General features: G+C 66.4%; 21 protein-coding genes. 10 read left to right on the top strand and 11 right to left on the bottom strand.

Translation table 11 applies throughout. The features are described from left to right. The first annotated feature begins 139 nt into the window (after positions 1–139). A complete protein-coding gene (locus OP79_RS51775) occupies positions 140–607 on the top strand; it encodes a hypothetical protein (RefSeq protein WP_078491856.1) in 468 nt (155 codons plus the stop codon). Between the two features lie 243 nt (positions 608–850). Beyond that, complete coding sequence (locus OP79_RS55285; protein WP_157857325.1) at positions 851–1,603, top strand: hypothetical protein; 753 nt, start codon at positions 851–853, stop codon at positions 1,601–1,603. Between the two features lie 13 nt (positions 1,604–1,616). Here OP79_RS55285 and OP79_RS18210 read toward each other — a convergent pair whose 3' ends face one another. From OP79_RS18210 to OP79_RS18200, 3 genes are all read right to left on the bottom strand, one after another. Continuing rightward, complete coding sequence (locus OP79_RS18210) at positions 1,617–3,320, bottom strand: protein kinase family protein (protein WP_033321297.1); 1,704 nt, start codon at positions 3,318–3,320, stop codon at positions 1,617–1,619. 119 nt (positions 3,321–3,439) lie between these two features. After that, a complete protein-coding gene (gene murJ, locus OP79_RS18205; protein ID WP_033321296.1) occupies positions 3,440–5,668 on the bottom strand; it encodes a murein biosynthesis integral membrane protein MurJ in 2,229 nt (742 codons plus the stop codon). Between the two features lie 45 nt (positions 5,669–5,713). After that, positions 5,714–8,113, bottom strand: a complete 2,400-nt coding sequence (locus tag OP79_RS18200) for a DUF6049 family protein (RefSeq protein WP_033321295.1) — start codon at positions 8,111–8,113, stop codon at positions 5,714–5,716. 232 nt (positions 8,114–8,345) lie between these two features. Between OP79_RS18200 and OP79_RS18195 the strand changes: the two genes are divergently transcribed. Continuing rightward, on the top strand, positions 8,346–9,812 hold the full coding sequence (locus OP79_RS18195) for a CCA tRNA nucleotidyltransferase (protein ID WP_033321294.1): 1,467 nt from the start codon (positions 8,346–8,348) through the stop codon (positions 9,810–9,812). Between the two features lie 115 nt (positions 9,813–9,927). Here the strand turns inward: OP79_RS18195 and OP79_RS18190 are convergent, their stop codons facing one another. The 4 genes from OP79_RS18190 to OP79_RS18175 form a co-directional block, all read right to left on the bottom strand. Continuing rightward, entirely contained in the window at positions 9,928–10,419 is a 492-nt protein-coding gene (locus OP79_RS18190; RefSeq protein ID WP_033321293.1) for an LppU/SCO3897 family protein, read from the bottom strand. 101 nt (positions 10,420–10,520) lie between these two features. Further along, positions 10,521–11,801, bottom strand: coding sequence for an MFS transporter (locus tag OP79_RS18185; protein ID WP_033321292.1), 1,281 nt, complete (start codon positions 11,799–11,801; stop codon positions 10,521–10,523). A gap of 77 nt (positions 11,802–11,878) precedes the next feature. Further along, positions 11,879–12,961 carry an inositol-3-phosphate synthase gene (locus OP79_RS18180; protein ID WP_033321291.1) on the bottom strand — a complete coding sequence of 361 codons (1,083 nt, stop codon included), beginning with the start codon at positions 12,959–12,961 and terminating at the stop codon, positions 11,879–11,881. 44 nt (positions 12,962–13,005) lie between these two features. Beyond that, positions 13,006–13,689, bottom strand: coding sequence for a PadR family transcriptional regulator (locus tag OP79_RS18175; RefSeq protein ID WP_033321290.1), 684 nt, complete (start codon positions 13,687–13,689; stop codon positions 13,006–13,008). A gap of 375 nt (positions 13,690–14,064) precedes the next feature. Between OP79_RS18175 and OP79_RS18170 the strand changes: the two genes are divergently transcribed. Continuing rightward, a complete protein-coding gene (locus OP79_RS18170; protein WP_078491855.1) occupies positions 14,065–16,776 on the top strand; it encodes a transglycosylase domain-containing protein in 2,712 nt (903 codons plus the stop codon). A gap of 183 nt (positions 16,777–16,959) precedes the next feature. Then, positions 16,960–18,474 (top strand): glycosyltransferase family 87 protein, encoded by a 1,515-nt coding sequence (locus OP79_RS18165; protein ID WP_033321289.1) that lies wholly within the window; start codon positions 16,960–16,962, stop codon positions 18,472–18,474. A 79-nt stretch (positions 18,475–18,553) separates the two neighbouring features. Here OP79_RS18165 and OP79_RS18160 read toward each other — a convergent pair whose 3' ends face one another. The 3 genes from OP79_RS18160 to OP79_RS18150 form a co-directional block, all read right to left on the bottom strand. Next, positions 18,554–19,585 carry an alanine racemase gene (locus OP79_RS18160; protein WP_033321288.1) on the bottom strand — a complete coding sequence of 344 codons (1,032 nt, stop codon included), beginning with the start codon at positions 19,583–19,585 and terminating at the stop codon, positions 18,554–18,556. Between the two features lie 65 nt (positions 19,586–19,650). Next, complete coding sequence (femX, locus tag OP79_RS18155) at positions 19,651–20,772, bottom strand: peptidoglycan bridge formation glycyltransferase FemX (RefSeq protein ID WP_033321287.1); 1,122 nt, start codon at positions 20,770–20,772, stop codon at positions 19,651–19,653. A 209-nt stretch (positions 20,773–20,981) separates the two neighbouring features. After that, positions 20,982–21,284, bottom strand: a complete 303-nt coding sequence (locus OP79_RS18150; RefSeq protein ID WP_033321286.1) for a hypothetical protein — start codon at positions 21,282–21,284, stop codon at positions 20,982–20,984. Positions 21,285–21,559: 275 nt separating this feature from the next. Here OP79_RS18150 and rpsF point away from each other — a divergent pair, with 275 nt between their 5' ends. From rpsF to rplI, 4 genes are all read left to right on the top strand, one after another. Then, positions 21,560–21,850, top strand: a complete 291-nt coding sequence (gene rpsF / locus OP79_RS18145) for a 30S ribosomal protein S6 (protein ID WP_033321285.1) — start codon at positions 21,560–21,562, stop codon at positions 21,848–21,850. 78 nt (positions 21,851–21,928) lie between these two features. Continuing rightward, positions 21,929–22,531 carry a single-stranded DNA-binding protein gene (locus OP79_RS18140; protein ID WP_033321284.1) on the top strand — a complete coding sequence of 201 codons (603 nt, stop codon included), beginning with the start codon at positions 21,929–21,931 and terminating at the stop codon, positions 22,529–22,531. A 45-nt stretch (positions 22,532–22,576) separates the two neighbouring features. Further along, positions 22,577–22,813 carry a 30S ribosomal protein S18 gene (rpsR, locus tag OP79_RS18135; RefSeq protein WP_003949403.1) on the top strand — a complete coding sequence of 79 codons (237 nt, stop codon included), beginning with the start codon at positions 22,577–22,579 and terminating at the stop codon, positions 22,811–22,813. Between the two features lie 18 nt (positions 22,814–22,831). Beyond that, entirely contained in the window at positions 22,832–23,278 is a 447-nt protein-coding gene (gene rplI / locus OP79_RS18130; RefSeq protein ID WP_033321283.1) for a 50S ribosomal protein L9, read from the top strand. A 212-nt stretch (positions 23,279–23,490) separates the two neighbouring features. On the opposite strand, the gene OP79_RS18125 is transcribed toward rplI, so the two are convergent. Beyond that, the gene (locus OP79_RS18125; RefSeq protein ID WP_033321354.1) at positions 23,491–24,828 is read right to left on the bottom strand and encodes an MATE family efflux transporter; all 1,338 of its coding nucleotides are present in this window, start codon (positions 24,826–24,828) and stop codon (positions 23,491–23,493) included. 459 nt (positions 24,829–25,287) lie between these two features. Here OP79_RS18125 and dnaB point away from each other — a divergent pair, with 459 nt between their 5' ends. Continuing rightward, positions 25,288–26,760 carry a replicative DNA helicase gene (gene dnaB, locus OP79_RS18120; RefSeq protein WP_033321282.1) on the top strand — a complete coding sequence of 491 codons (1,473 nt, stop codon included), beginning with the start codon at positions 25,288–25,290 and terminating at the stop codon, positions 26,758–26,760. Positions 26,761–26,964 lie beyond the last annotated feature (204 nt).

Raw genomic sequence — 26,964 nt, 5'->3', positions numbered from 1 at the left:
GGTGCCACGAATCCATTGAGTGACGCATATCACGTTTAATTCGGCAGGAAAGGTTAAAGTGAGCATGATTTGTTCTCTTGATTTTCAGAAAGAGTGAAAGTACGATCAAGCGTCATTTCCTGACCAGAAGGGGGGAAGGGTGAAGCTCTTCAAGAAAGCGGCAGCCATCGGTGCTGTGGCTGGTTTGTTGACACTGTCCGGTGTCTCTCAAGCCGGAGCGACCACCTATACGGGCAAGGACTGCAGTGGCGCCTACCCGTGTTTTCGTTTCTATTACAACTCGAATTTCGACGGATCTGCTGCGAATTTCGTCGGTTACGGCGGGGTCAGTAATCTGGCCGGGTATACGTTCGCGACGAGTGGGGCAGGCAAGGGGCTCTCGGTCAAGAACAACGCTGCTTCAGCATTTTTCATCGCCAGAACCGTCAGTGAGAGCGCCACGGTCTACTACAGCTCCAACTATGGCGGGGCGTGTGACTGGCTCTGGGCTCAGGGAAACAAGCAGGCGCAGGCAAACCAACTGGAGCGCACGTACAACGAGAACGCGTCGCTGAGAATCGTTGACGGGGAGATGGCCCAGGGCTGGAACTGCTACCAGTTTAGCTAGAAAGAACTGAGAATCATTGGGTGCCGGGTGCGGTCAGATGCCTCCGGCACCCATTTTCTCTGGATTGCAAAAGGTGATCGCATGGTCAGCAGAAGTCGAGTCCATTACTTCACTGCAGTGGCGTGTGCTGCTCTTGTGTGCGCCTCCGGCTGCAGCACGCAAGGAGAAGAGCCGCACCCTACGCCAACCTCTCCGCCCTCTCCGGCCGGTTCTGGAGTGAACAGTGCGCACAAGGCTTCGGCTTTGGAGGAATATCTGGAGTTTCCGATAGGCGAGTATGCGTTCACCACGGAGCAACTGCGTGTGATCGCCAGAGCAGAGGAAACGCTCGCGGACGCCTGTATGCGGAAGTACGGCCTCAGATACAGGTCTGAGAGCTCCAACTCGGCCGCAAAGTATGTTGCGGGAACCAATCGTAGATATGGAGTTCTTAATGCGGACGTGGTGTCAGAGTACGGATATCACTTCCCCGATACACCTAGGTTTTCTGGTGGTCCCGAGCTTTCTACGGACGAGGTTCTCGCTCTGAACGGGCGCCCAAACAGCCCCGCCGAAGTGAACGGAGTGGCGGTGCCCGAAGGTGGCTGTCTCGGGGAGGTTAAGAAAGATCTCCGGGGAAAGTACACCGATGAAAAGGCGGTCGAAGTGGCGCAGAGAATTGCGTCAGAAAGTTTTGAGCGGTCTCTGACCTCATCCGTCGTCCTTAAAACGATAAAAGAGTGGTCGCAATGCATGAAAGATAAGGGTTTCCCTTACGGCACCCCGCTACAGGCGCTCGGGGCGGACGAGAACTCCGGTAAAGAGGTCACAAAACGCGAGATATCTTCCGCGAAAGCCGATGTCGACTGCAAGACGCGTACCGACCTGGTGCGGATCTGGAGCGGTGAGGAATCTGAAATTCAGCGGGCCATGATCAAAAAAAACCGAGACGACCTACATCGTCTGGCTGAAGCCCACCACAAGCTGCTCGCAGAGGCGCGCTCCATACGTCGTTGACGGAAGCGAGCTCTCAACTAGTCACCTTGACGTCGACCACCCTGCCGCGGTACGTACCGTCATCCATCAGTGGCAACTCGGTCAGCCAGACCAGAACGTAGCGGGACTTGAGGGGTTCGCCGGGCTTGAGCGTCACGCTCGTACCGGAGCCTTCGGAGACCTTGTTGTAGGCGTCGAAGGAGGTAGGCTCCGAGTTCGCGTCACTGGAGGCGGCACGTAGCTCGACAGACGTGTCTCCTACGAAGGTGACGGTCACCTTCCCGATCTGCTGGACCTTGCCGAGATCGAGGATGACGCCGAGGCCCGGCTTCAGCCGTCCGAAGTCAGCGCTCCTGTAGAAGTCTGTCTGCCAGTAGGTGCCGGGAGTGCTGTCGTAGACCTTGTCTATGTCGCCTGGCTTTTCCGAACCGTCGGGGCCGAACGGGTCGAAGTCCCGAGCACCAGTAATGGTGATCGGCTTGGTCGGCCTGGTCTTGTCGCTGCCCTTGTCGTTGTCGTCCGTCGTCTGCGTCTTGTTGGTGTCGTCGGACTTCCCGCGCTCCATGAGGGCATCTGCCAACTGCCAACTGCCAAGGCCCAGCGCGGCGATGAGCAACGCGGACACGGCCCACTTGAGGGCCTTGCCGGTACGGCTCTGCAACGGGGGCGGCGGGGTCGGCACCGGCTGGGTGGCGCCCGGGTGGGCCGCGGGGCGGCCGTAGCTGCCCTGCTGGTACGTGGTGCGCTGGTAGTCCGGCGGCCCGGTGAACGCGGGCTCCGGCGGGCGGATGCGGGGCATCTCGCCGATTGCCTTCACCAACTCCTCCGGCGTGGTGCACGGCGGTTCCTGACGGGATGCCGTCGCGCCGTCGTTGACGAGCGCGCGCATCGCGAGTTCCGCCAGGCCGCGGTGCACTCCGGCCCGCACCTGATCGGGCGCGATGAGCCCGACACCCTTCGGTAGCCCGGAGAGGCCGTACGCGTCGTTCTCGTACGGCCAGCGCTGGGTGAGGGCGGCGTACAGCAGCGCGCCGATCCCTTCCGTGTCGGTGCGCTGCGGGGTGTCGGAACTGATGCCGCGCAGCGCGGCGTTCACGGCGAGCCCACGGATGCGCCACTGGCCGGACGAGGAACGCAGCACGGCGCCTGGAGTCAGTCGCAGATGAGCCAGCCCTTCGCGGTGCGCGGCCGCCATCGCCTGGGAGACCTGACTGACCATCTGGTACGCGTCGTGCACCTCCAGCGGGCCGGCGGCCAGAAGCGTCGTCAGCTCCGTGGAATCCGGCAGCCATTCGTGCACCACGTAGACCAGGTCGTCCTCCTCGACCGCGTCCAGCACTTGGACGAAGCGGGGATCGCCCAGGAGGGCGGAGGAACGGGCCGCCGCCAGGACGGAGCGCGCTCTCGGATGATCGGCGGGCAGCAGGTGCACGCCGACGGCGCGACGCAGCTTCTCGTCCACGGCACGCCAACTGCTGAAACCGTCCAGACGGGTGACGCACTCTTCGAGCCGGTAGCGTCTGGCGAGCTTGTGGCCGCTGTGCAACTCGGGCGGTGAGGTCCTGCCGGGGCTCTCGTCCCCGCCGCTCCCCTGTGCCTCTTCGCTCTCCGAGCTTTTCGTGTCCCGCTCCCGGTTCTGGGCCACCCCGTCGGCCGTGGACTGGTCCGCCTTGGCGGTCAGCGGCTCATCACCGCTGTTGTCTGCCACGTCGACGGCAGCCGTGCTCCGTTCCGCCACCGTCGTTCCTGCCTCCCCATCTCCATTGCCCGCTGTCCGACGCCAAAGCCAATTGTGCCCACAGTCCGCCGCTATGCACGACACGCGGTCCCGGACGATGGTTGTGCGCGTACCCCGCCTCAGCGCCCGAGGCGCCCCCGGACCATGCCGACCATTCCGTTCAGTTCCTCGATGCGCATCCGCCGAGCCGCGACGAAGAAGACGCCGAGCAGGGCGATGCCACCGCCGAGGAGGGCGGCCAGGGAGCCGAGAACACCCTGCCCCAGCCCCTGGGTGATTCCATAACAGGCCGCGGCGGCGAGCAACGCCGCCGGTACCGAGGCGATGCCGAGGCGGGCGTACGTACGCAGGACGCGAGCTCCGTCCAGGTCGCCGCCCAGCCGCTTGCGCAGCCGCTGCCAGGCCACGCCCACGCCGATCGCGTACGCGAGACCGTAGGAGGCGGCCATTCCCGCCACCGCCCAGAGAGGTGGCAGAAGGAGGTAGCAGAGCGCCGAGGCCGCTGCGTTGACGGCGGCCACAATGACCGTGTTGTAGAAGGGGGTCCGGGTGTCCTCGTACGCGTAGAAGGCGCGCAGCACGACGTACTGCACGGAATACGGGATGAGGCCGAGCCCGAAGGCCATCAGCATGTAACCCATCTTCGTGGCCGCGTCTGTACCGGAGGAGCCGAAGATCAGGGTGCACATCGGGATGCCGAGTGCGACAAAGCCGAAGGCGATCGGCACGATCGCGACGGCTGTGGTGCGCAGGCCCTGGGAGATGTCGTCGCGGACGGCGCCCGCATCCTGCTCAGCGGCCGAGCGCGAGAGTCTCGGCAACAGGGCAGCCATCAGCGAGACGGTGATGATGGCCTGCGGGAGACCCCAGATGAGCTGGGCGTTGGCGTAAGCGCTGAAGCCGGTACCGGCGGTACCCGTGTCCGTGACCGCTGCGGTGGCCAGCTGGGCGACGACGACGGCGCCCGCCTGGTTCGCGAGGACGAACAGGATCGTCCACTTGGCGAGCATCGCGGCCTTGCCGAGGCCGTGGCCCTTCCAGTCGAAGCGCAGCCGCAGCCGGAACCCGGTCTCGCGCAGGTACGGGATCATCGCGAGGGCCTGGACGACAAGGCCGAGCAGGACACCGATACCGAGCAGCCGCTGGCCCTCCGGCGGGATGTTTCCGACGGCCATCCCGGAGTTCGCCGAAGTGCCGTACACCCAGATGAACATGCCGAGCGTCACGATGATGACGATGTTGTTGAGGACCGGAGTCCACATCATCGCCCCGAAGCTGCCGCGAGCGTTGAGGATCTGGCCCATCACCACGTGGATGCCCATGAAGAAGATCGTGGGCAGGAAGTACTGGGTGAAGGTGATGGCGACCTCGTTGGCCGCGGGGGTGGTGGCGACGGAGTTCGACAGCATGCGGACCAGGAGCGGTGCGGCGAACATCGCGAGCAGGGTCAGCGCGCCGAGCGCCACCATGACAAGGGTCAGAAGACGGTTCGCATAGGCTTCACCGCCATCCTCGTCCTCCTTCATGGCACGCACCAGCTGCGGTACGAAGACGGAGTTGAGGCCGCCTCCCACCGTCAGGATGTAGATCATCGTCGGCAGCTGGTACGCGACCTGGAAGGTGTCGCCCAGGAGGGCAGTGCCCAGCGCGGCGACGATCAGCGCGGACCGGATGAAGCCGGTGAGACGGGACACCATCGTGCCCGCCGCCATGACCGCGCTCGACTTCAGCAGACTCGACGCGCGGCCCCCGGACTTCTTCGAAGCGGGCGCCGGCGCCGATGCGGGCGCAGGCGGCGGAGACTGAGGGGCGGCGGGAGCCGGCTCGGGTGTGGGGGATGGCACACCGGGCGAGGCCGCGGGCGGGTACGCACCGCCCTGCTGCTGGTCACGGAAGAGATACGCGAAGGCATCCGGCTCGTGGCGTTGCTCCCCGGCCTGTGTCACCAGGTCGTCCACGCCCACGAACTGGGTCGTACGGGCGTCGTCACCGTAGGGAAGATGCTGCGACAGGCCTTCCGGCTCGGGCGCCGGGGTCTGCGCCCACACACTTGGATCGGGAGCGTACGGCGACTGCGGCGGCTGGGCGTAGAGCTGCTGCGGCGGCGGGTATGTGCCGGGCGGCGGCGGTGGATACGCGGCGCGGTCGTGGAGCGCCTCGCCGACCGGGTCCTGGGCGGCGAGATCCCGTACCCCGTAGGGATCCTGTCCGTAGGCGTCCTGGACGTACATGTCGGCGGGGGGCTGTGGCGGCACCTGGCCGGGCTCCGGCGGTCCCTGCGGCGGGTCGTCGGGGTAGCCGGAGCCCCCCGCGCCCTCACCGCGGTCACCGTCGTACGGCGCGTTCATGGTTACCCCACCTCATCGTCCCCGGCCCACCGGCCACGACATCGCTCAACGGTCCACTCTCTCACCCGTGCCGGACGGGCCGGTGCTCTCCGGTGCGGTGTCCGGTGGAGGGTCACTCGGCTGCTCCGGGTCGTCTGCCCTCGATTCCGCCGGGGACGCCAACCCCGATTCTGCTTCGGACTTCGTCTCCGACTCCGAGTGGAAAGCCTCTTCACGACCATCCTCGGCGTCGTCCTCAGGGCCGTCGTCCAGCCCCTCCTCCGCCTGCCGGGCGGCCGCGCGCTTGCGCTGGGTGTACATCCGGAATCCGGCGAGTACGAGCAGCAGGACACCACCGGCGATGACGAGCATCACGGCGGGGGGGATCTCGGTGACGTTCACGTAGAACGTGATGGGTCGGCCGTACGGCTGGCGGTCCTCCGTGTAGAGCTGGGCGGTCACCGCGTACTGGCCGGTGGCCCGGCCGTTGGCGGTGAACTTCACCGACTGGCTGTGCCCGCCCGACACCTCCACCTGCTGTTCGTAGGAGGCACCATCACCGATACGCAGGCGCGACGGCTGCTCCGACGTCAGGCGCAGCACCAGATGGTCGACGCCCTGGACAAGGTTGTTCTGCACGGTGATCGGAATCGTGGCGCTGCGTCCCGACAGCTTCGCCTCGGACTTCTTGATCAGTGCGACCTGCTCGGTGAGCTCATCGATGTACGCATCCACGCCGTAGCCGTACACGACCGCCTCGGCTTCGTGACCGCGCCAGGACGTGGACATCGCCCGGTTCAGGGCCCGCCCGAAGGGGGTGATCACCCGGTCCTCCTCGGTGAGGATCACCCGGAATTTGTTGATCTTCCGCTGAGTCTCCTCGATTTGCTCGAAGGTTTTCGGCGGCAGTTCCTGCTTGCGCAGCGAGGAGGGGTACGCCGAGGGGACCCGCGTAGTGGCGCCAGGGTCGGGCTTGGTCTCGGTGGCCGCGGACAGGTCCGCCGACTGTGACCAGTTCCCGCCCTGGAGGGCTGTGAGCGCCTGCGCCATCGTCTGGGCCTGGCTGGCGGACGGCATGCGCTGCGGGGCGACCACGATGCTGCGCGGCTTCCCCGGCTGCTGCAGGGTGATCATCAGGGTCTGGGCGAGGAATTCCTGCACGGCGAGCGTGGAGTTGCCGGCCACCGCCATGTCGCCCTGGAACGCCGTCGACAGGCGGGCGTCCGCGACCACCGCCGTGGTGCCGCCGCCGATGGGTCGGGCAGCACTGGGCGTGTACGACAGGCTGCCGGTCTCCTTCAGGCTGTCGCTGCGGGAGATCACTGTGTCGGCGCCGGCGGAGGTGGCGACCTTGACGATCGACGGGTCGATCGCGCCGTTCACGGGCCAGGAGTAGTCCGTGCTGGGCGTCACGTGGAGGATCGACTCCACCGTGGTGGCGGCCACCTCCGTGGCGTCCTTGAGGTGACTCAGCGAGCCGGCGACGTCCTTGCCCCTGTGGGCCAGCGACGCCAGATCCGGGTCGGCGAAGGGAAGGGCGACGACCTCCTCGCCCTCGACCGCCTTCTCCAGCTCGGCGAGCCACTGATTGGCGACCGCCTCCTGGCGGGTGCCTGCCGTGGTGGTTTCGGCGCCGGTCTGGATCTCGTAGCTGCTCGTCATCGCGACCACGGAGGCCAGAAGGTCCGGATCGATCACCCACGTGACGTCGAGTTCCTTGCCAAGCGTGAGGAGCTGCTGCAGCCGGCCGCCGGGCGCCAGCTCCGCGGCCAGGTCGTCGTCCTTGAAGACAGGGGTCTGCTGCTCGTTCGAACCCGTCTCGGCCGTCATATGGGGGGTGGAGATCAGGGGCCAGAGGAACGTCGTCCTGGTCTTCGTCTCCGAAGCCTCAGGCTGCCACGGCAGGAAGGTCCGCTCAATGCCGAGAATCCGCTCGTACGGCTGGGCGGCGGTCTCCCCGGTGAGCGTGACCCCGAGCTGGTAGACGCCATCGGCACCGAGGTCCAGGTCGTCGACGGGGACGGAGATACTGAAGCTCTGCGGGACACCCGGCGTCAGCTCGGCGAAATCCTGCACGTATGAGCCGCCGACTTCGGTGCCCGCGTACGGGTTGCTCTTCGCGGCCGTGTCGATCGACGAGCGGCCGTTCACCGTCGGTCCCACGCGCAGACCGACTTGGGCGTCCGTGACCGACTGCTTGCCCTTGTTGTTGACCCGGCCCGAGACGGTGAGCGTGTCCCCGTCCGAGGGGACGCTGGGGCTGAGTGAGTCCAGGGAGACGTCGACCGTGCTGGAGCCGGTGGCGTCGGCCACGGCGGTGTGCTCGGTAGCACCCGCGGTGGGCGAGGCGGGCAGCTGGAGCAGGCCGGCCAGCAAAGGCGCTCCGGCGAGCAGTACTCCGGTGCGCCGAAGCCACCGGCGGGCAGCTGAGGCACTCGTCCCCTGGAAGTCTGCCGCCTCGGCCACGCGCTCGCCCGTCCCTCGTCGTCGTCAGTGGTCGTCGGAATGTGCGTCCACGCATGGTAACGATGCACGCTGAGGGGAAGTGCCGCGGTCCGCCCCACAAGATCGGGGGCCAGGGCCGGGCTGTCGCCTATGTGCACGTATTGAGGGAGGCGCCCACCAAGGATGGGGGAAGCACCGGTACACGATTAATGGAGGCGCTCGCCGTCGCCCGCGCCACGTACCCTTTTCTGTTGTGCCGAACGCCAACGAAGACAACCCCAATGCCCTGAGCCAGGTGCAGCACCGCGCGGTGAGCGAACTGCTGCGGGTGTCCCCCGTCGCCGACGATCTCGCCCGCCGTTTCCAGGAGGCCGGATTCTCCCTCGCCCTGGTCGGCGGCTCGGTCCGGGACGCCCTCCTGGGTCGGCTCGGAAACGACCTGGACTTCACGACCGATGCCCGCCCCGAAGACGTACTGAAGATCGTGCGGCCCTGGGCGGACGCCGTGTGGGAGGTCGGGATCGCCTTCGGGACGGTCGGGGCGCAGAAGGATGCCCGGGTCGGGGACGCTGTTCAGCGCTTCGACATCGAGGTGACGACGTACCGTTCGGAGGCGTACGACCGGACCTCGCGCAAGCCCGAGGTGTCGTACGGCGACTCCATCGAGGAAGACCTCGTACGCCGCGATTTCACGGTCAACGCGATGGCCGTGGCGCTGCCGGAGAAGGAGTTCATCGACCCGCACGGCGGGCGCCGCGACCTGGCGGAGCGTGTGCTGCGTACTCCGGGCACGCCCGAGGCTTCCTTCTCCGACGATCCGCTGCGGATGATGCGGGCTGCCCGCTTCGCCGCACAGCTCGACTTCGAGGTGGCACCGGACGTCGTCGCCGCGATGAAGGCCATGGCCGAGCGCATCGAGATCGTCTCCGCCGAGCGTGTCCGGGACGAACTGAACAAGCTGATCCTCTCCACACACCCGCGCAAGGGGCTGACGCTGCTCGTCGACACCGGACTCGCCGCGCATGTGCTGCCCGAGTTGCCCGCACTGCGTCTGGAGCGGGACGAGCACCACCGGCACAAGGACGTCTACGACCACTCGCTGATCGTGCTCGAGCAGGCGATGGAGCTGGAGGAGGACGGTCCCGACCTCACCCTCCGCCTCGCCGCGCTGCTGCACGACATCGGCAAGCCGCGCACGCGCCGCTTCGAGAAGGACGGCCGGGTCTCCTTCCACCATCACGAGGTGGTGGGCGCCAAGATGACCAAGAAGCGCATGACGGCCCTCAAGTACTCCAACGACCTCGTGAAGGACGTCTCACGACTGGTCGAGCTGCACCTGCGCTTCCACGGCTACGGCACCGGGGAGTGGACGGACTCCGCGGTCCGCCGCTACGTACGCGACGCAGGCCCGCTCCTCGACCGCCTCCACAAGCTGACCCGCTCCGACTGCACCACGCGCAACAAGCGCAAGGCCGCCGCACTCTCGCGCGCGTACGACGGCCTGGAGGACCGCATCGCCCAACTCCAGGAGCAGGAGGAGCTGGACGCCATCCGGCCGGACCTCGACGGCAACCAGATCATGGAGGTCCTGGGCGTCGGGCCTGGGCCGGTCATCGGCCAGGCGTACAAGTTCCTGCTGGAGCTGCGCCTGGAGAACGGGCCGATGGAGCACGATGCGGCGGTGTCGGCACTCAAGGAGTGGTGGGCCGTGCAGAGCTGAGTCGTGAAACGGGGCCATGTTTCACGTGAAACATGGCCCGGCATCGATTGGATCCGGATACGCCGAGGGCCGCTGTTTCACGTGAAACAGCGGCCCTCGTGCGTCAGATGAGCTTCTACTTGGCGGGGTACTCCGACAGGCAGAGGGTGAACTCGCTACTGCCACCGGTCTCGGTGTACTGGGCGTACTTGGTGCGGTCGCAGCTGGAGTCGTCGGTCTTCTTCTGTTCGACCTTGTACGCGGCCTTGGAGTCGCCGCAATCCACGACCTCGAGTTCCGGCTCGGTGGTGCTCTTCGGGTTGCCGACGCTCATGCAGTCGCCGACCTTGGCGGTGGCGGCGTCGTCCCGGCTCGCGATGAAGCCGATGCCTGCGGCGATGACGGCGGCAACGACGACCGCAATGCGCAGGTAGAACTTGACTCCGCGCTTCCGCTGCTGAGGCGGGACCGGGGCGTACGGCGCGTTCGGCTGCTGCGGATAGCCGGGCTGGCCGGGGAACTGAGGCTGACCCTGGGGTGTCGTCTGGCCCTGGGCGAACGGGTTCTGGCCCTGAGGCTGTTGCCCCTGAGCGTACGGATTCTGGCCCTGGGGCGGCGGAGTGGTCACTTGAGGGTCCCCCTAGAACGTTAGGAGCGCGCAGCGCGAAATAAGACCCACGTAAGCTATCGGCCCTCACTGACAACTCAATGCTTCGGAGACGCTCTGTGTCACTGATGTGACACTCGACGCCGTTCAAAGCGGGCCATAGACGCAGCAACTGCCGCGTAGATAACGGCCACCGTGACCACCAGCGGGACTGAGCGGCCGTCAGGAGGCAGCATCAGGGCGGCCACTCCGGCGGCGCCGACGAAGGCGACGTTGAACAGCACGTCGTACACGGAGAAGATCCGGCCGCGGAAGCCGTCGTCGACAGACGACTGGACCACGGTGTCGGTGGCGATCTTCGCGCCTTGGGTGGTGAGGCCGAGGACGAAGGCCGAGATCAGTACGGGCACTTCGGTGAACGACAGACCGAGCGCGGGTTCCAGGACCGCGGCCGATCCGGCGCAGACGACGATCCAGCCTCCCGGCCCGAGCCTCCCGGCCGCCGTCGGAGTCACCACCGCCGCCACGAAGAAGCCCGCCCCGGAGATCCCCACGGCCAGCCCCAGCAGAGCGAGACCGTCCTCCCCGGAGCCGGACGACCAGGCGTACCGGCAGAGCATCAGCACCATGACCGTCAGGGCGCCGAAACAGAACCGCATCAGCGTCATCGCGGTCAACGCCCAGGCTGCCTCGCGGCGTGCGGGCTCGGCCAGATGACGCACGCCGGCCACCAGGCCACGTGCCGTACCCGCAAGGGCCGCCTTCAGATGCGGCTGCACCAACTCCTGGTCGGGACCCAGCAGTTCCCGCGCCATCCGCAGCGAGGCGAGTGCCGCGCACAGATAGAGCGCCGCCCCGACGAGGACGACCGCGGCGTCGGAGTCCGAGATGACGAGACGTACGACGAAGGCGATCCCGCCGCCCGCGGTCGCGGCGAGAGTCCCGGCCGTGGGCGACAGGGAGTTGGCCATCACCAGGCGCTCGGAGTCGACGACACGGGGCAGCGCGGCGGACAGACCCGCCAGGACGAAGCGGTTGACCGCGGTGACGCTCAGCGCGGAGACGTAGAAGAGCCAGTCCGGGACGTTGCTCACGATCAGCACGGCCGTCAGGGAGGCCAGCAGCGCCCGCAGGAGGTTCCCGTACAGAAAGACCTGGCGGCGTCGCCAGCGATCCAGCAGCACGCCCGCGAAGGGGCCGACGAGCGAGTACGGGAGGAGGAGCACCGCCATCGCCGAGGCGATCGCGGCCGGCGAGGTCTGCCGCTCCGGCGAGAAGACGACGTACGTGGCGAGCGCGACCTGGTAGACGCCGTCAGCGCCCTGGGACAGCAGTCGTACGGCGAGCAGGCGCCGGAAGTTCCGGAAGCGCAGGAGTACGCGCAGGTCCCGTACGACAGCCATGCGGCACAGCCTCACATATGGGAAAGGTCCCCGGGTACATGACCCGGGGACCCTCAACAGCCCATGGAACCAAGCGTTTAGCGCTCGACCTCGCCGCTGATGAACTTCTCGACGTTCTCGCGGGCCTCGTCGTCGTAGTACTGGACCGGCGGGGACTTCATGAAGTAGCTCGACGCCGAGAGGATCGGGCCACCGATGCCGCGGTCCTTGGCGATCTTCGCGGCGCGCAGGGCGTCGATGATGACACCCGCGGAGTTCGGGGAGTCCCAGACCTCGAGCTTGTACTCCAGGTTCAGCGGGACGTCACCGAAGGCGCGGCCCTCGAGACGGACGTACGCCCACTTGCGGTCGTCCAGCCAGGCCACGTAGTCGGAGGGGCCGATGTGGACGTTGTCGGCACCCATCTCGCGGTCGCGGATCTGGGAGGTGACGGCCTGCGTCTTGGAGATCTTCTTCGACTCCAGGCGGTCGCGCTCGAGCATGTTCTTGAAGTCCATGTTGCCGCCGACGTTCAGCTGCATCGTGCGGTCCAGGATGACGCCCCGGTCCTCGAACAGCTTCGCCATGACGCGGTGTGTGATCGTGGCGCCGACCTGCGACTTGATGTCGTCACCGACGATCGGGACTCCGGCCTCGGTGAACTTGTCCGCCCACTCCTTCGTGCCGGCGATGAAGACCGGAAGGGCGTTGACGAAGGCGACCTTGGCGTCGATGGCGCACTGGGCGTAGAACTTCGCCGCGTCCTCGGAGCCCACCGGGAGGTAGCAGACGAGGACATCGACCCGCTGGTCCTTGAGGACCTGGACGACGTCGACCGGGGCCTCGGCGGACTCCTCGATGGTCTCGCGGTAGTACTTGCCGAGCCCGTCCAGGGTGTGGCCGCGCCGCACGGGCACACCGGAGTTCGGGACGTCGCAGATCTTGATGGTGTTGTTCTCGCTGGCACCGATGGCGTCCGCGAGGTCGAGGCCGACCTTCTTCGCGTCGACGTCGAAGGCGGCCACGAACTCAATGTCGCGGACGTGGTACTCGCCGAACCGGACGTGCATCAGACCCGGCACCTTGGCGGTCGGGTCGGCGTCTTTGTAGTACTCGACGCCCTGGACCAGCGAGGCGGCGCAGTTGCCCACGCCGACGATGGCTACGCGAACCGAACCCATTCCGGTTGCTCCCTGTGTGTACTCGGTGAAGCCCTGAGCGGACTTCACGTGGCGGTGTCGTCGGACGGATCCGGCCGGGGATTGTCCCCGTGCCGGGGCAGGCCGCCCGACTCTCCAGATGTGCTGTCCTGCTGAGCGGAGCGGTCCGAGGCGGGACGCTGCTGGTCCCGTCCGGCCCGCTCGCTTTCGATGAGCTCGTTCAGCCAGCGCACTTCGCGCTCCACGGACTCCATTCCGTGGCGCTGGAGCTCAAGGGTGTAGTCGTCGAGGCGCTCCCGGGTGCGCGCCAGGGAGGCGCTCATCTTCTCCAGGCGCTCCTCGAGACGACTGCGGCGGCCTTCGAGGACCCGCATACGTACATCCCGTGACGTCTGCCCGAAGAAGGCGAAGCGAGCGGCGAAGTGCTCGTCCTCGTACGCGTCGGGACCCGTCTGCGAGAGCAGTTCCTCGAAGTGCTCCTTACCTTCCGCCGTCAACCGATAGACGATCTTGGCGCGGCGTCCCGCGAGTGGAGCGGCAGGTGCTTCATCGCGGGCACCCCCCGATTCCTCGATCAACCAGCCGTTGGCGACCAGCGTCTTGAGGCAGGGGTAGAGCGTCCCGTAGCTGAAGGCACGGAACACACCCAGTGACGTATTGAGCCGTTTACGCAGCTCATAGCCGTGCATCGGGGACTCGCGGAGCAGGCCGAGTACGGCGAACTCGAGGATCCCGGAACGCCGGCTCATCGTCGCCTCCTCTCTGCAGCAGCCTTGCCATGACGGTCGTTATGCCGAGCTGATGTATCGACTCGATACATCAGCACGATAGAACGGCCATCCGTACGCGACAAGAGTGGGCACAGTGAGCGGCGTCACATCACCGATTCGTGGGAAGCGAGTTGCCTGTTTTGGGGTTGCCTTCGGCCCTCGGTAGGTTTTGCCGGTGCGTAGTCTGTGCGCCATGCACATCACCGGGAACCAAGTGACGTTTGGGGACGTCCTCGTCCTCGGTGCAGTACGGGTGAATGACAGAACGACCGCATCCGTACTTCGGGGGGACCGGGAAACCAGCCGCCGTTTCCAGGCGCGCAAAGGTGCGCCTGCCCGAGGAGTAACCGTTCGATGAGCGAGCACCGTCGCAAACCGCCGCAGCCGCAAGACGGCGGACGCGCCGCGGCCCGACGCGGCCAAACCGGCTCGTCCTCCGGCCGCCGCGCGGCACCGCGAAGCGCCACCGGGTCTCCTTCCGCCTCCTACGGATCAGGAGGCGAGGAACGGCCGTACGGTGGCCGAGCAGAGGCTCGAAAGGCTGCCCAGAGAAGCACCAGCGGCGGCGGCCGGCGCAGAGCGGCCGACGGCGCGGGAGGCGGTGGCCACGGTGGTGGCGGCCGCCGAGGCGGTCCCGGCGGGCCGAACGGGCCCGGGCGTGGCAGGGGCCGCGGGGCCGAGCCGCCCAGGAAGCGCATCATCGACTATCCGCGCGCGGGCAAGTACGGCGCGGCGCGGTGGGTGCCGTCGTGGAGGCTTGTCTCCGGGCTGTGCATCGGCTTCTTCGGCAGCCTGGTAGCCATTGCGGGCGTCGGGTACGCCATGGTGAGCGTTCCGATCGTCGCCGAGGCGGCGACGGCGCAGAACAACGTCTATTACTGGTCTGACGGCACCGAGATGGTCGCCACGGGTGGTGAGACGAACCGCCAGATCATCAACCTCTCGCAGATTCCCAAAGCGATGCAGAACGCCGTCATCTCCCAGGAGAACAAGACCTTCTACGACGACAGCGGCATCGACCCGAAGGGCATCACCCGCGCCGTACTCAACATGGCCCGGGGCGGCGAGACGCAGGGCGGTTCCACGATCACCCAGCAGTACGTCAAGAACGCGATGCTGGAGGATCAGTCGCAGACGATCTCGCGGAAGTTCCAAGAGATCTTCGTCTCGATGAAGGTGGGTACCACCGAACCCAAGGACAAGATCCTCGAGGGCTACCTGAACACCGGTTACTACGGTCGCGGCGCCTACGGAATCCAGGCAGCGGCACGTGTCTACTTCAACAAGGATGCCATCAAGCTGAACCCGGGCGAATGCGCCTTCCTGTCGGCAACGCTCAAGGGCGCCACCTACTACGACCCGGCGGGTTCAACCGCCATCGACCCGGCTGCCACGTCCGACGCAAACAAGAAGCGGGCCCTTGCGCAGATGCAGGACACGCTTGACAAGATGGTCGAGTACGGTCACCTGTCGGCATCGGAGCGACAGAAGTACACGAAGCTCCCCAAGACCGAGAACCCGCGGTCGAATGCCCAGCTGAGCGGCCAGACCGGCTACCTCGTCGACCTTGCCAAGGCGTACATCGTCAACAACAGCAAGGAGACCGGGGTCACCGCCGAGAAACTCCAGCGAGGCGGCTACGAGATCCACACGACCTTCGACAAGAAGATGGTCAACCAGCTCGAAGACGCGGTGAAGAAGGTCCAGAAGGAGAACATCAAGCCGAAGGAGCGTCCCGAAACGGACACGCACGTCCAGTTCGGCGGCTCCTCGGTGGACCCGAAGGACGGCGCGATCAAGGCCATCTACGGTGGCGAGGACGCGACGAAGCACTTCACCAACAACGCCGACCAGACCGGCGCCCAGGTCGGGTCGACGTTCAAGCCGTTCGTGCTGGCGTCCGCGATGCAGTGGGGTGCGCGCAATCCCGAAAGCGACCCGATCCAGGCGCAGGACGAGCGGACGATCGTCTCGCCCAAGAGCTTCTACAGCGGCAAGAACAAGCTCAAGATCGAGGACTACGACGGCAACGTCTGGCAGGACAACAAGGGCAAGGTGTGGCTGCAGAAGAACGACGGCGGTGAGTCGTACAACGCCCCGAGCTACCGGATCGACCTCCGCGAGGCGATGAGGGTCTCGGCGAACTCCGCCTACGTGCAGCTCGGCATGGACGTCGGACTGGACAAGGTCAAGGAGGCAGCGATCAACGCGGGCGTTCTGGAGAGCAGTCTGGCCAGCTCGAACTACCCGTCCTTCTCGCTCGGCACCTCCGACCCCAGCGCCATCCGTATGGCAGGCGCGTACGCCACCTTCGCGGCCAGCGGCAAGCAGAACGATCCATACTCGGTCAAGGAGATCGAAGACAAGGACGGAACGGTATTCAGGCACGCAGACATCGCCAAGACCGAAACGGCCTTCACCCCCCCAGTAGCCAACAACGTCACCGACGTTCTGAAGACCGTCGTGGAAGACGGCACCGGCACCGCGGCAGCGCTCGACGACCGTGAGGTCGCTGGCAAGACCGGTACCACCGACGGCAACAAGTCCGCCTGGTTCGTCGGCTACACCCCACAGCTCTCGACCGCGATCTCCATGTACCGCATGGACGACAACGCGGACAACAAGAACCGCAGGTTCCTGGAAATGTTCGGCACGGGTGGTCAGAAGAAGATCCACGGTGCCTCGTTCCCGGCCGAGATCTGGCACGACTACATGGAGGACGCGCTCAAGGGCAAGCGCGCGGAGAAGTTCCCGGAACCCGAACCCATCGGTGAGGTCGTCAACGACATCCCGACCCCGACCCCGACGCCTTCGCTCCCCGAGCCCGAGCCCGAGGAGGAGGAGACCCCGACGCCGAGCCCGACGCCCAGCGAGCCGACGACGAGTCCCTCGCCCACGCCGAGCAACACCTGCGAGCCCTTCGACTTCGAGTGCAACAACAACGGAGGAGAGGACAACGGTGGTGCTGATAACGGCGGAGCCGACGGAGGTGTGAGTGCTTCGCCGACGGAGTCCGATCCTCCTGGCAACAACGGCGGTAACGACAACGGAGGCATCTTCGGGTGAGGCACTGAGTAGCCGTCACCGTGTGTGTTTCACGTGAAACACACTGTTTCACGTGAAACAAGGGCCGCCGCACCGACCAGGGTGCGGCGGCCCTTGTCGTACACAAGGCGAAGCCCTTCAGTCAGGCGACCAGCCACGGCCGCGGCGATTGGACCCAGCACACCCTCAGCTACGTACGGCAGGATGGTCGGCATGCCCAGTGCAGAGACGAAGCGAGCGAGCTCGCACGAGCCGGAGCCGGTACGGCCGACCAAGGAGGACGCGGTCGCCGCGACCGGCAGCGAGCTGATCGGTGGCCCCATCGGGCGGCGCGCGCTGCTCGGAACGTCCTGGTGGACCCCGGTACGCGTCATCGTGCTCGTCGCGATCGGCATGTTCGCCCTCGGCATGGTGCAGAAGCTGCCGTGCTACGACGGCGCCTGGTTCGTCGGGGCCAGCTCGCAGTACACGCACGCGTGCTACTCCGACATCCCGCATCTCTACCAGGGCCGCGGCTTCGCCGAGGGGCTCGTGCCGTACTTCGACAAGCTCAGCGGCGATATGGAGTACCTCGAATACCCGGTGCTGACCGGCGTGTTCATGGAGGTCGCCTCCTGGCTGACACCCGGCAGCGGCAGCATCCAGGACCAGGCAAAGGTCTACTGGATGGTCAACGCCGGGATGCTGATGGTGTGCGCGGCGGTCATCGCGGTCTGTGCGACCCGCACCCACCGGCGGCGGCCCTGGGACGGTCTGCTGGTCGCCCTCGCACCCGCCTTCGCGCTCACCGCCACCGTCAACTGGGACCTGCTGGCCGTCGCCCTGACGGCCGCCGCGATGCTGATGTGGGCGCGGAGCCGCCCGCTCGCCTTCGGCGTCCTGCTGGGCCTTGCCACGGCCGCCAAGCTTTATCCCTTCCTGCTCCTCGGGCCGTTGCTCGTGCTGTGCTGGCGCGCGGGCAGGTGGCGGGAGTTCGGCACCGCGCTGCGCGGCGCGGGGGGCGCCTGGCTGGTCGTGAACCTCCCAGTGCTGCTGCTCGCCCCAGAGGGCTGGTCGAAGTTCTACACATTCAGCCAGGAGCGCGGCGTCGACTTCGGCTCGTTCTGGCTCGTCCTGTCCCATCGCATGGACAGCCCGCTCACCACCGACACCGTCAACACGCTCGCCATGGTGCTGATGCTGCTGTCCTGCCTGGGCGTCGCGGGACTCGCGCTGACCGCCCCGCGCAGGCCGCGCTTCGCCCAACTCGCCTTTCTGGTCGTCGCGGCCTTCATCCTCACCAACAAGGTCTACTCACCGCAGTACGTACTGTGGCTGATCCCCCTCGCCGCGCTGGCCCGCCCCAAGTGGCGGGACTTCCTGATCTGGCAGGCGTGCGAGGTCGCCTACTTCCTCGGGATCTGGATGTACCTCGCGTACACGACCAGTGGTGATGCCCACAAGGGACTGCCCACCGACGGCTATCACGTCGTCATCGTCATCCACCTATTGGGGACGCTCTACCTGTGCGCCGTCGTCGTACGTGACATCCTCATGCCGGAACGAGACGTGGTACGCCGAGCCGGGGACGACGATCCGTCGGGTGGGGTACTGGACTGGGCGGAGGACGCCTTCGTACTGGGGGCCGCGGCCCATCCGCCGCAGAATGCGGCGCACTTCGACGGGCCGCACGTGGAGTGGGGCAGCCGGGGTACGCCGGCGGGCGGCGGTTCGCCCTGAGCGAACAGGGCGTAGGGAAGCCACGCAAAAGGCCGTACACAGAGTCCGTGTACGGCCTTTTGCGTTGAGGTTCGGGCGGTCAGCGCTCGACGATCCGGTCGAACTGTGTGGTGGTGTGCCGCAGATGGGCCACCAGCTCCTCGCCGACCTTCGGTTCCGGGGCGTCCGAGGGCACGAACAGGATCGAGACCTGCATGTGTGGAGGCTCCGCGAACCAGCGTTGTTTGCCGCCCCAGACGAACGGCGAGAGGTTCCGGTTGACCGTGGCGAGGCCGGCCCGGGCGACGCCCTTGGCGCGCGGCATGACGCCGTGCAGAGCCTTCGGGGCCTCCAGGCCCACCCCGTGCGACGTACCGCCCGCCACGACCACCAGCCAGCCGTCAGATGCGGCCTTCTGCTGCCGGTATCCGAAGCGGTCGCCCTTGGAGACGGGAGTGACGTCCAGGACGGCTCCGCGGTACTCCGTCGCCTCGTGGTCCCCCAGCCACAGCCGTGTACCGATGCGGGCGCGGAAACGCGTCTGCGGGAACTGCTGCTGCAGACGGGCGAGTTCCTCGGCTTTCAGATGGCTGACGAACATGGTGTGCAGCGGCAGCCGGGCCGCACGCAGCCGGTCCATCCAGCCGATGACCTCCTCGACGGCATCCGAGCCGTCGGTACGGTCCAGCGGCAGGTGGATCGCGAAGCCCTCCAGCCGCACGTTCTCTATGGCGGCGTGGAGCTGGGGCAGGTCATGCTCGCTCACACCGTGCCGCTTCATCGAGGACATGACCTCGATGACGACGCGGGCGCCCACGAGGCCGTAGACCCCGTCGACCGACGACACGGAGCGGATCACGCGATCGGGCAGCGGCACGGGCTCCTCGCCCCGCCGGAACGGCGTCAGCACCAGCAGGTCACCCCCGAACCAGTCCTTGATCCGGGCAGCCTCGTACGTCGTGCCGACGGCCAGGATGTCCGAACCCAGGCGCGTGGCCTCGTCCGCAAGGCGCTCGTGGCCGAAGCCGTACCCGTTGCCCTTGCAGACGGGGACGAGCCCCGGAAACTGCTCGGACACGTGCTTGTGGTGCGCCCGCCAGCGCGCGGTGTCGACGTAGAGGGTGAGCGCCATGGCCGGACCTGGAACCTTTCTCGTGGCTGCGGTGTATCAGAGGTATGAAGGCGAATTCTGATGCGTCAGCGGCGCGACATGTAGATGTCGAGCGCCTTGTGGAGCAGCTTGTTGAGCGGGAAGTCCCACTCGCCGAGGTACTCGGCGGCCTGCCCGCCCGTACCCACCTTGAACTGGATGAGGCCGAAAAGGTGGTCGGTCTCGTCCAGCGAGTCGGAGATGCCCCGCAGGTCATAGACCGTGGCACCGAGCGCGTAGGCGTCGCGCAGCATGCGCCACTGCATCGCGTTCGAGGGCCGGACCTCACGCCCGATGTTGTCCGAGGCGCCGTACGAGTACCAGACGTGCCCGCCGACGACCAGCATCGTCGCGGCGGACAGGTTCACGCCCTCGTGTCGGGCGAAATAGAGCCGCATGCGATTGGGGTCCTCGTTGTTGAGGGCCGTCCACATGCGCTGGAAGTACGAGAGCGGGCGGGGCCGGAAGTGGTCGCGCGCAGCGGTGATCTCGTAGAGGCGCTGCCACTCCTCCAAGTCCTGGTAGCCGCCCTGGACGACCTCGACGCCGGCCTTCTCGGCCTTCTTGATGTTGCGTCGCCACAGCTGGTTGAAGCCCCTGTGGACGTCTTCCAACGACCGGTTCGCAAGCGGCACTTGGTAGACATATCGGGGCTGTACGTCGCCGAAGCCGGCCCCGCCGTCCTCGCCCTGCTGCCAGCCCATGCGACGCAGCCGGTCGGCCACCTCGAAGGCCCGCGGCTCGATGAAGTCGGCCTCGATATCGCGCAGCCGCTTCACATCCGGATCCTGGATGCCTCTCTTGATCGAAGCGGCCTCCCAGCGGCGGATGATGACCGGTGGGCCCATCTTCACGGAGAAGGCGCCCTGCTGCTTGAGATGCGCGAGCATCGGATCCAGCCACTCGGTCAGATTCGGCGCGAACCAGTTGATGACCGGGCCCTCGGGCAGATAAGCGAGGTAGCGCTTGATCTTGGGCAACTGCCGGTACAGCACGAGGCCCGCCCCGACCATCTCGCCCGTCCTGTCGTCGAACCAGCCGAGATTCTCGGCGCGCCACTCCGCCTTGACGTCTGCCCAGGCCGGGACCTGCATGTGGCTCGCCGCGGGCAGGCTCTGGATGTACGCCAGATGCTGCTCTCGACTGATGGTCCTCAGGGTCAGGCTCATACGGGGCGCTCCTCGGGCTGGTGTGTCCCCATGGGTACAGGGGCTCCGGCTCTCGCGCCGAAGCCTACTGCGCCCTGCGAGCGCCCCGTCTGGCCCTACGGAACCTGGGCCCGGCGCATACACGGCCGGGAGGTCCGGAAGGGGCGCCCGGCCCATGAGCCGGGAGTGGGGAGGCTGTTGGCCGATGTCCCCGTCCGCCGGGGAATCGCTCAGCCGAAGAGACCGCCGTGCGCCATGCCGAGCATGAAGCCGACACCCGCCGCACCGAGACCCAGAATCAGACCGAAGCGCTCCCGCGTCGTCACGGAGACGAACTGTCCGGTCGCTCCCGTGAGAATCCCCAGCAGCCCTGTCCAGGAGCTGATCAGGTGCAGGTGGTGGAACATCGCCGTGATGAAGGACGTCGCCCCCAGCACCAGCGTCACGGCGAGCAGCGTGTCCTGGAGCGGGTGAGGCTTGTGATCGGTGGCGAACAGGGATCCGGCGACGTTGGGGCGCACTGTCTGTGCCATAGGGCACCTCCTGCGGAAAACGGCGCATCGTAGCGCCATACACACCCGATGTGTACAGATTGACGGCCCACACCCCCGGATTTCAACCGGAAGCCGGTGTCCGGGTAGTCTGTACCGTCTGCACCGGTGTCTGCCCGTGCCATGACGCGACTCCCACTCAATTCACTGAGTGACGAGCCCGATTGTCAGTGGTGGCCGATACCGTTGCTAACGCATCACAACCCTCCTGCCACGGAACGACCGTGGCCGCCGAGTCCAAAGGAGGTGGGTTCCACATGCGTCACTACGAGGTGATGGTCATCCTCGACCCCGATCTCGAGGAGCGCGCTGTCTCCCCGCTGATCGAGAACTTCCTCTCCGTTGTCCGTGAGGGCAACGGAAAGGTGGAGAAGGTCGACACCTGGGGCCGTCGTCGTCTCGCGTACGAGATCAAGAAGAAGCCCGAGGGTATCTACTCGGTCATCGACCTGCAGGCCGAGCCTGCGGTCGTCAAGGAGCTCGACCGCCAGATGAACCTGAACGAGTCGGTCCTCCGGACCAAGGTCCTCCGTCCCGAGATGCACTGAGCTCTTCCGCTCAGTTGATCTCGGGCATCGAGTAGCAGCACAAGCAGCCAGCAGCAAACCCGCCGAGAGGTTCCCCCAATGGCAGGCGAGACCGTCATCACGGTCGTCGGCAATCTTGTCGACGACCCCGAGCTGCGCTTCACCCCTTCCGGTGCGGCGGTCGCGAAGTTCCGTGTCGCGTCCACCCCCCGCACCTTCGACCGTCAGACCAACGAATGGAAGGACGGCGAGAGCCTCTTCCTGACGTGCTCGGTCTGGCGTCAGGCGGCGGAGAACGTCGCCGAGTCGCTCCAGCGAGGCATGCGCGTCATCGTGCAGGGCCGGCTGAAGCAGCGGTCCTACGAGGACCGTGAGGGCGTCAAGCGCACGGTCTACGAGCTCGACGTCGACGAGGTCGGCGCGAGCCTGCGCAACGCCACGGCCAAGGTCACCAAGACCACGGGCCGAGGCGGCCAGGGCGGTTACAGCGGCGGCGGTGGCGGCGGCCAGCAGGGCGGCGGTTGGGGCTCAGGCCCCGGCGGCGGTCAGCAGCAGGGCGGAGGCGCTCCCGCCGACGACCCCTGGGCGACCGGTGCGCCGGCCGGCGGCGGCCAGCAGGGTGGCGGCGGTGGCGGCTGGGGCGGAAGCTCCAGCAGTTCCGGCGGCAACGGCGGCGGCTACTCGGACGAGCCCCCCTTCTAAGGGCGGGTTCGTACCCACACTTCTTGATCACACAGGAGATACACCATGGCGAAGCCGCCTGTGCGCAAGCCGAAGAAGAAGGTCTGCGCTTTCTGCAAGGACAAGGTCACGTACGTGGACTACAAGGACACGAACATGCTGCGGAAGTTCATTTCCGACCGCGGCAAGATCCGTGCCCGCCGCGTGACCGGCAACTGCACGCAGCACCAGCGTGACGTCGCCACGGCCGTCAAGAACAGCCGTGAGATGGCGCTGCTGCCCTACACCTCCACCGCGCGATAAGGGAAGGGTGACCGACATATGAAGATCATCCTCACTCACGAGGTCTCCGGCCTCGGCGCCGCGGGTGACGTCGTCGACGTCAAGGACGGTTACGCCCGCAACTACCTGATCCCGCGGAACTTCGCGATCCGCTGGACCAAGGGCGGCGAGAAGGACGTCGAGCAGATCCGTCGTGCTCGCAAGATCCACGAGATCCAGACCATCGAGCAGGCCAACGAGATCAAGGCCCGCCTCGAGGGCGTCAAGGTTCGCCTGGCCGTCCGCTCCGGCGACGCCGGTCGGCTCTTCGGTTCCGTCACTCCGGCCGACATCGCCTCGGCGATCAAGGCTTCCGGTGGCCCCGAGGTCGACAAGCGCCGCATCGAGCTGGGCTCGCCGATCAAGACACTGGGCGCTCACGAGACGTCCGTGCGTCTGCACCCCGAGGTTGCCGCCAAGGTCAACATCGAGGTCGTCGCTGCCTAAGTGCTGCGCTCGCTGAAACAGTGTGGGGCCGTGCCTTTCGGGGTGCGGCCCCATATGCATGTCCCTGCGCATGCGGCCCGGGCCCTTTGGAGGCAGACGCTTTGGCTGGGACGTATGGACACCCGTGTTTCACGTGAAACGGCGTGGACCGGTCCGTCAAGTGGTCGTCGTTTCACGTGAAACCGCGCGCATCCGGTTGTGCTCGGATCTGCTTAGCGCATTGCCCCGGTGACGATCCAGCGACCTGAGCGGGAGCGCAGCCACAAGGTCAGCATGCGCGTTGTCATCATCAGAGTCATTGCTCCCCACAGCGCCGTCAGACCGCCGCCGAGAACAGGTACGAGCAGGGCGGTGGGCGTGAAGACAGCGAGCGTCACGAGCATCGCCCGTGCCAAGTAAGCGCCGTCTCCGGCGCCCATCAGGACGCCGTCGAGTACGAAGACGATGCCGCAGACCGGCTGGGAGAGGGCCACCACGACGAGAGCGGGCAGTGCCGCATCCTTGACCACCGAGTCACTGGTGAAGAGCGGGACGAAGAGTGGCCGGGTGACGATCACCAGCACGCCGAGTACGACACCGACCGCGATGCCCCACTCCACCATGCGGCGACAGGCGTCGCGGGCGCCTTGGGCGTCACCCGCGCCGAGATAACGGCCGATGATCGCCTGACCGGCGATGGCGATCGCGTCCAGGGCGAAGGCGAGCAGATTCCATAGCCCCAGGATGATCTGGTGCGCGGCGATGTCCGCGTCTCCGAGCCGGGCTGCCATGCCGGTGGCGATCATCAGGATGGCCCGCAGTGAGAGCGTGCGTATCAGCAGAGGCGTTCCGGCCTGGGCGCAGGCGCGTATCCCGGCGGCGTCCGGTCGCAGTGAGGCGCCGTGCTTTCGTGCTCCACGGACGACGACAGCGAGATACACCGCGGCCATACCGCACTGGGCGATCACGGTACCCCAGGCGGAGCCGGCGATGCCGAGGTCCGCACCGTAGACCAGGCCGACGTTGAGGGCTCCGTTGGCGATGAAGCCCGCGATGGCGACGTACAGCGGTGTCTTTGTGTCCTGCAGTCCGCGGAGTACTCCGGTGGAGGCGAGAACGACGAGCATCGCGGGGATGCCGAGCGCCGAGATCCGCAGATACGTGGTGGCGTAGGGAGCGGCGGTGTCCGAAGCGCCGAAAAGCTCCACCAGGGCGGGAGCCGTCGGTACGACGACGGCGATGACGGCTGCTCCCAGCATGAGCGCGAGCCAGATGCCGTCCATCCCCTGACGGATCGCGGCTTGGAGATCGCCTGCGCCGACGCGGCGGGCAACGGCGGCCGTGGTGGCGTACGCCAGGAAGACGAAGATGCTGACGGCGGTGGTGAGGAGGGCGGAGGCGACACCGAGACCGGCGAGCTGCGGAGTGCCGAGATGGCCGACGATGGCGCTGTCGGCCATGAGGAAGAGAGGCTCGACGACGAGTGCGCCGAAGGCCGGGACGGCCAGTGCCACGATCTCTCGATCGTGGCGACGCCGGGCGGCCTTGGGTGCCGCTGAAGCCTGTGTCATGCACATCAATCTAATCTTCCACAGGTAATAGATGCAACTATTGTTCGCCTATTACTTCTTCCCTTGTGGAAGGTGTTGTTGCGGGCCGTTCGTAACGATCTTGGTCTGATCGCGGAAGTTTTTCTTCTGCACAGCCGGTGGACGGGATATGTGCAGGTCAAGGCGGGTGCTGGAAGGGAGGCGAAGGCTTGTTCACAGGCCTGTCCACCGGGTCGTGCACAGGTTTCGCGAGGTTCTCCACAGCATCCGGGCAGTCGTCCACATGGCCTGTGGATAACCAGATTGGCTGACGGTGCCCGCAGGCCTACCGTGGTCCGGCGCCCGCTTCCCTTCCGTCCTCGGAAAACCTCGCAAAACCGATGCGTGAGAACCGGAGTTGGGCCTCTCATTTGTCAGTGCCGTGCCGTAGAAAGATGAGGCACGGCTAGGTCCGCTCGGCGGACGGGAGGAGGTGGCTCGGTGAGTATTTCCGAGCCCTTGGACGACCCGTGGGCCGACAGCGGTCCCAGTGATCGTCTGCCCGCCTCCCGTCGCCGTGACGGTGGCAGGGGTCGCGACGAGCAACACGATCGCGGACGGGACAACGGGGTCTGGGACGGCGGAGGTTCGTCCTTCGAGCGTGTGCCGCCGCAGGATCTGGACGCCGAGCAGTCAGTCCTCGGCGGCATGCTGCTGTCCAAGGACGCCATCGCCGATGTCGTCGAGTTGCTCAAGGGACACGACTTCTACCGGCCGGCGCACGAGACCATCTACAGCGCGATCCTCGACCTCTACGCGAAGGGTGAGCCGGCCGACCCGATCACGATCGCCGCCGAACTCACCAAGCGCGGCGAGATCACCAAGGTCGGCGGCGTTTCGTATCTGCACGGCCTCGTTCAGACGGTCCCGACGGCGGCGAACGCCGAGTACTACGCAGAGATTGTTCATGAGCGTGCTGTGCTGCGTCGCCTGGTAGAGGCCGGTACGCGCATCACGCAGATGGGGTACGCGGCCGACGGTGACGTCGACGAGATCGTCAACAGCGCCCAGGCCGAGATCTACGCGGTCACCGAGCAGCGCACCACGGAGGACTATCTGCCGCTCGGCGACATCATGGAAGGTGCGCTCGACGAGATCGAGGCCATCGGTTCGCGCTCGGGGGAGATGACCGGAGTACCGACCGGGTTCACCGATCTCGACCAGCTCACGAATGGTCTGCACCCGGGCCAGATGATCATCATCGCGGCGCGTCCTGCCATGGGCAAGTCCACGCTGGCGCTGGACTTCGCGCGGACCTGCTCGATCAAGCACAACATGCCGAGTGTGATCTTCTCGCTCGAGATGGGCCGCAACGAAATCGCTATGCGTCTGCTGTCGGCGGAGGCGCGTGTGGCGTTGCATCACATGCGTTCGGGCACGATGACCGACGAGGACTGGACCCGGCTCGCGCGCCGGATGCCGGACGTTTCGGCCGCCCCCCTCTATATCGACGACTCCCCGAACCTGTCGATGATGGAGATCCGCGCCAAGTGCCGTCGACTCAAGCAGCGCAGTGACCTGAAGCTCGTGGTCATCGACTATCTGCAGCTGATGCAGTCGGGCGGTTCCAAGCGGTCCGAGAGCCGTCAGCAGGAGGTCTCCGACATGTCGCGAAACCTGAAGCTTCTGGCCAAGGAGCTGGAGCTTCCGGTCATCGCGCTGTCGCAGCTGAACCGTGGCCCCGAGCAGCGCACGGACAAGAAGCCCATGGTCTCCGACCTGCGTGAATCCGGCTCGATCGAGCAGGACGCGGACATGGTGATCCTGCTGCACCGCGAGGATGCGTACGAGAAGGAGTCCCCGCGCGCGGGTGAGGCGGACATCATCGTGGGCAAGCACCGTAACGGTCCGACGGCGACGATCACGGTCGCTTTCCAGGGGCACTACTCGCGCTTTGTGGATATGCAGGCCTGAGTCTGATCCTTTGTCAGCTTGTCGCTGGTGGGGTCAGATTGGTGCGGGAAGTGGTCACGATGAGCCGACAACCCCAGCTCAGCCGGAGTGGCCCGTATGAAGTGGTGATCGTCGGCGGCGGGTCGGGGCACGCAGCGGTAGCGATCAGCGCTGACCTCAGCGCAGAGGACACCCGGCACGCCGTATACGCCGGGCAGTACCCCG

The sequence above is a fragment of the Streptomyces yerevanensis genome, from assembly GCF_000716805.1.
GTDB lineage: Bacteria > Actinomycetota > Actinomycetes > Streptomycetales > Streptomycetaceae > Streptomyces > Streptomyces flaveus.
This window is presented reverse-complemented; position numbering and strand designations above follow the sequence as displayed.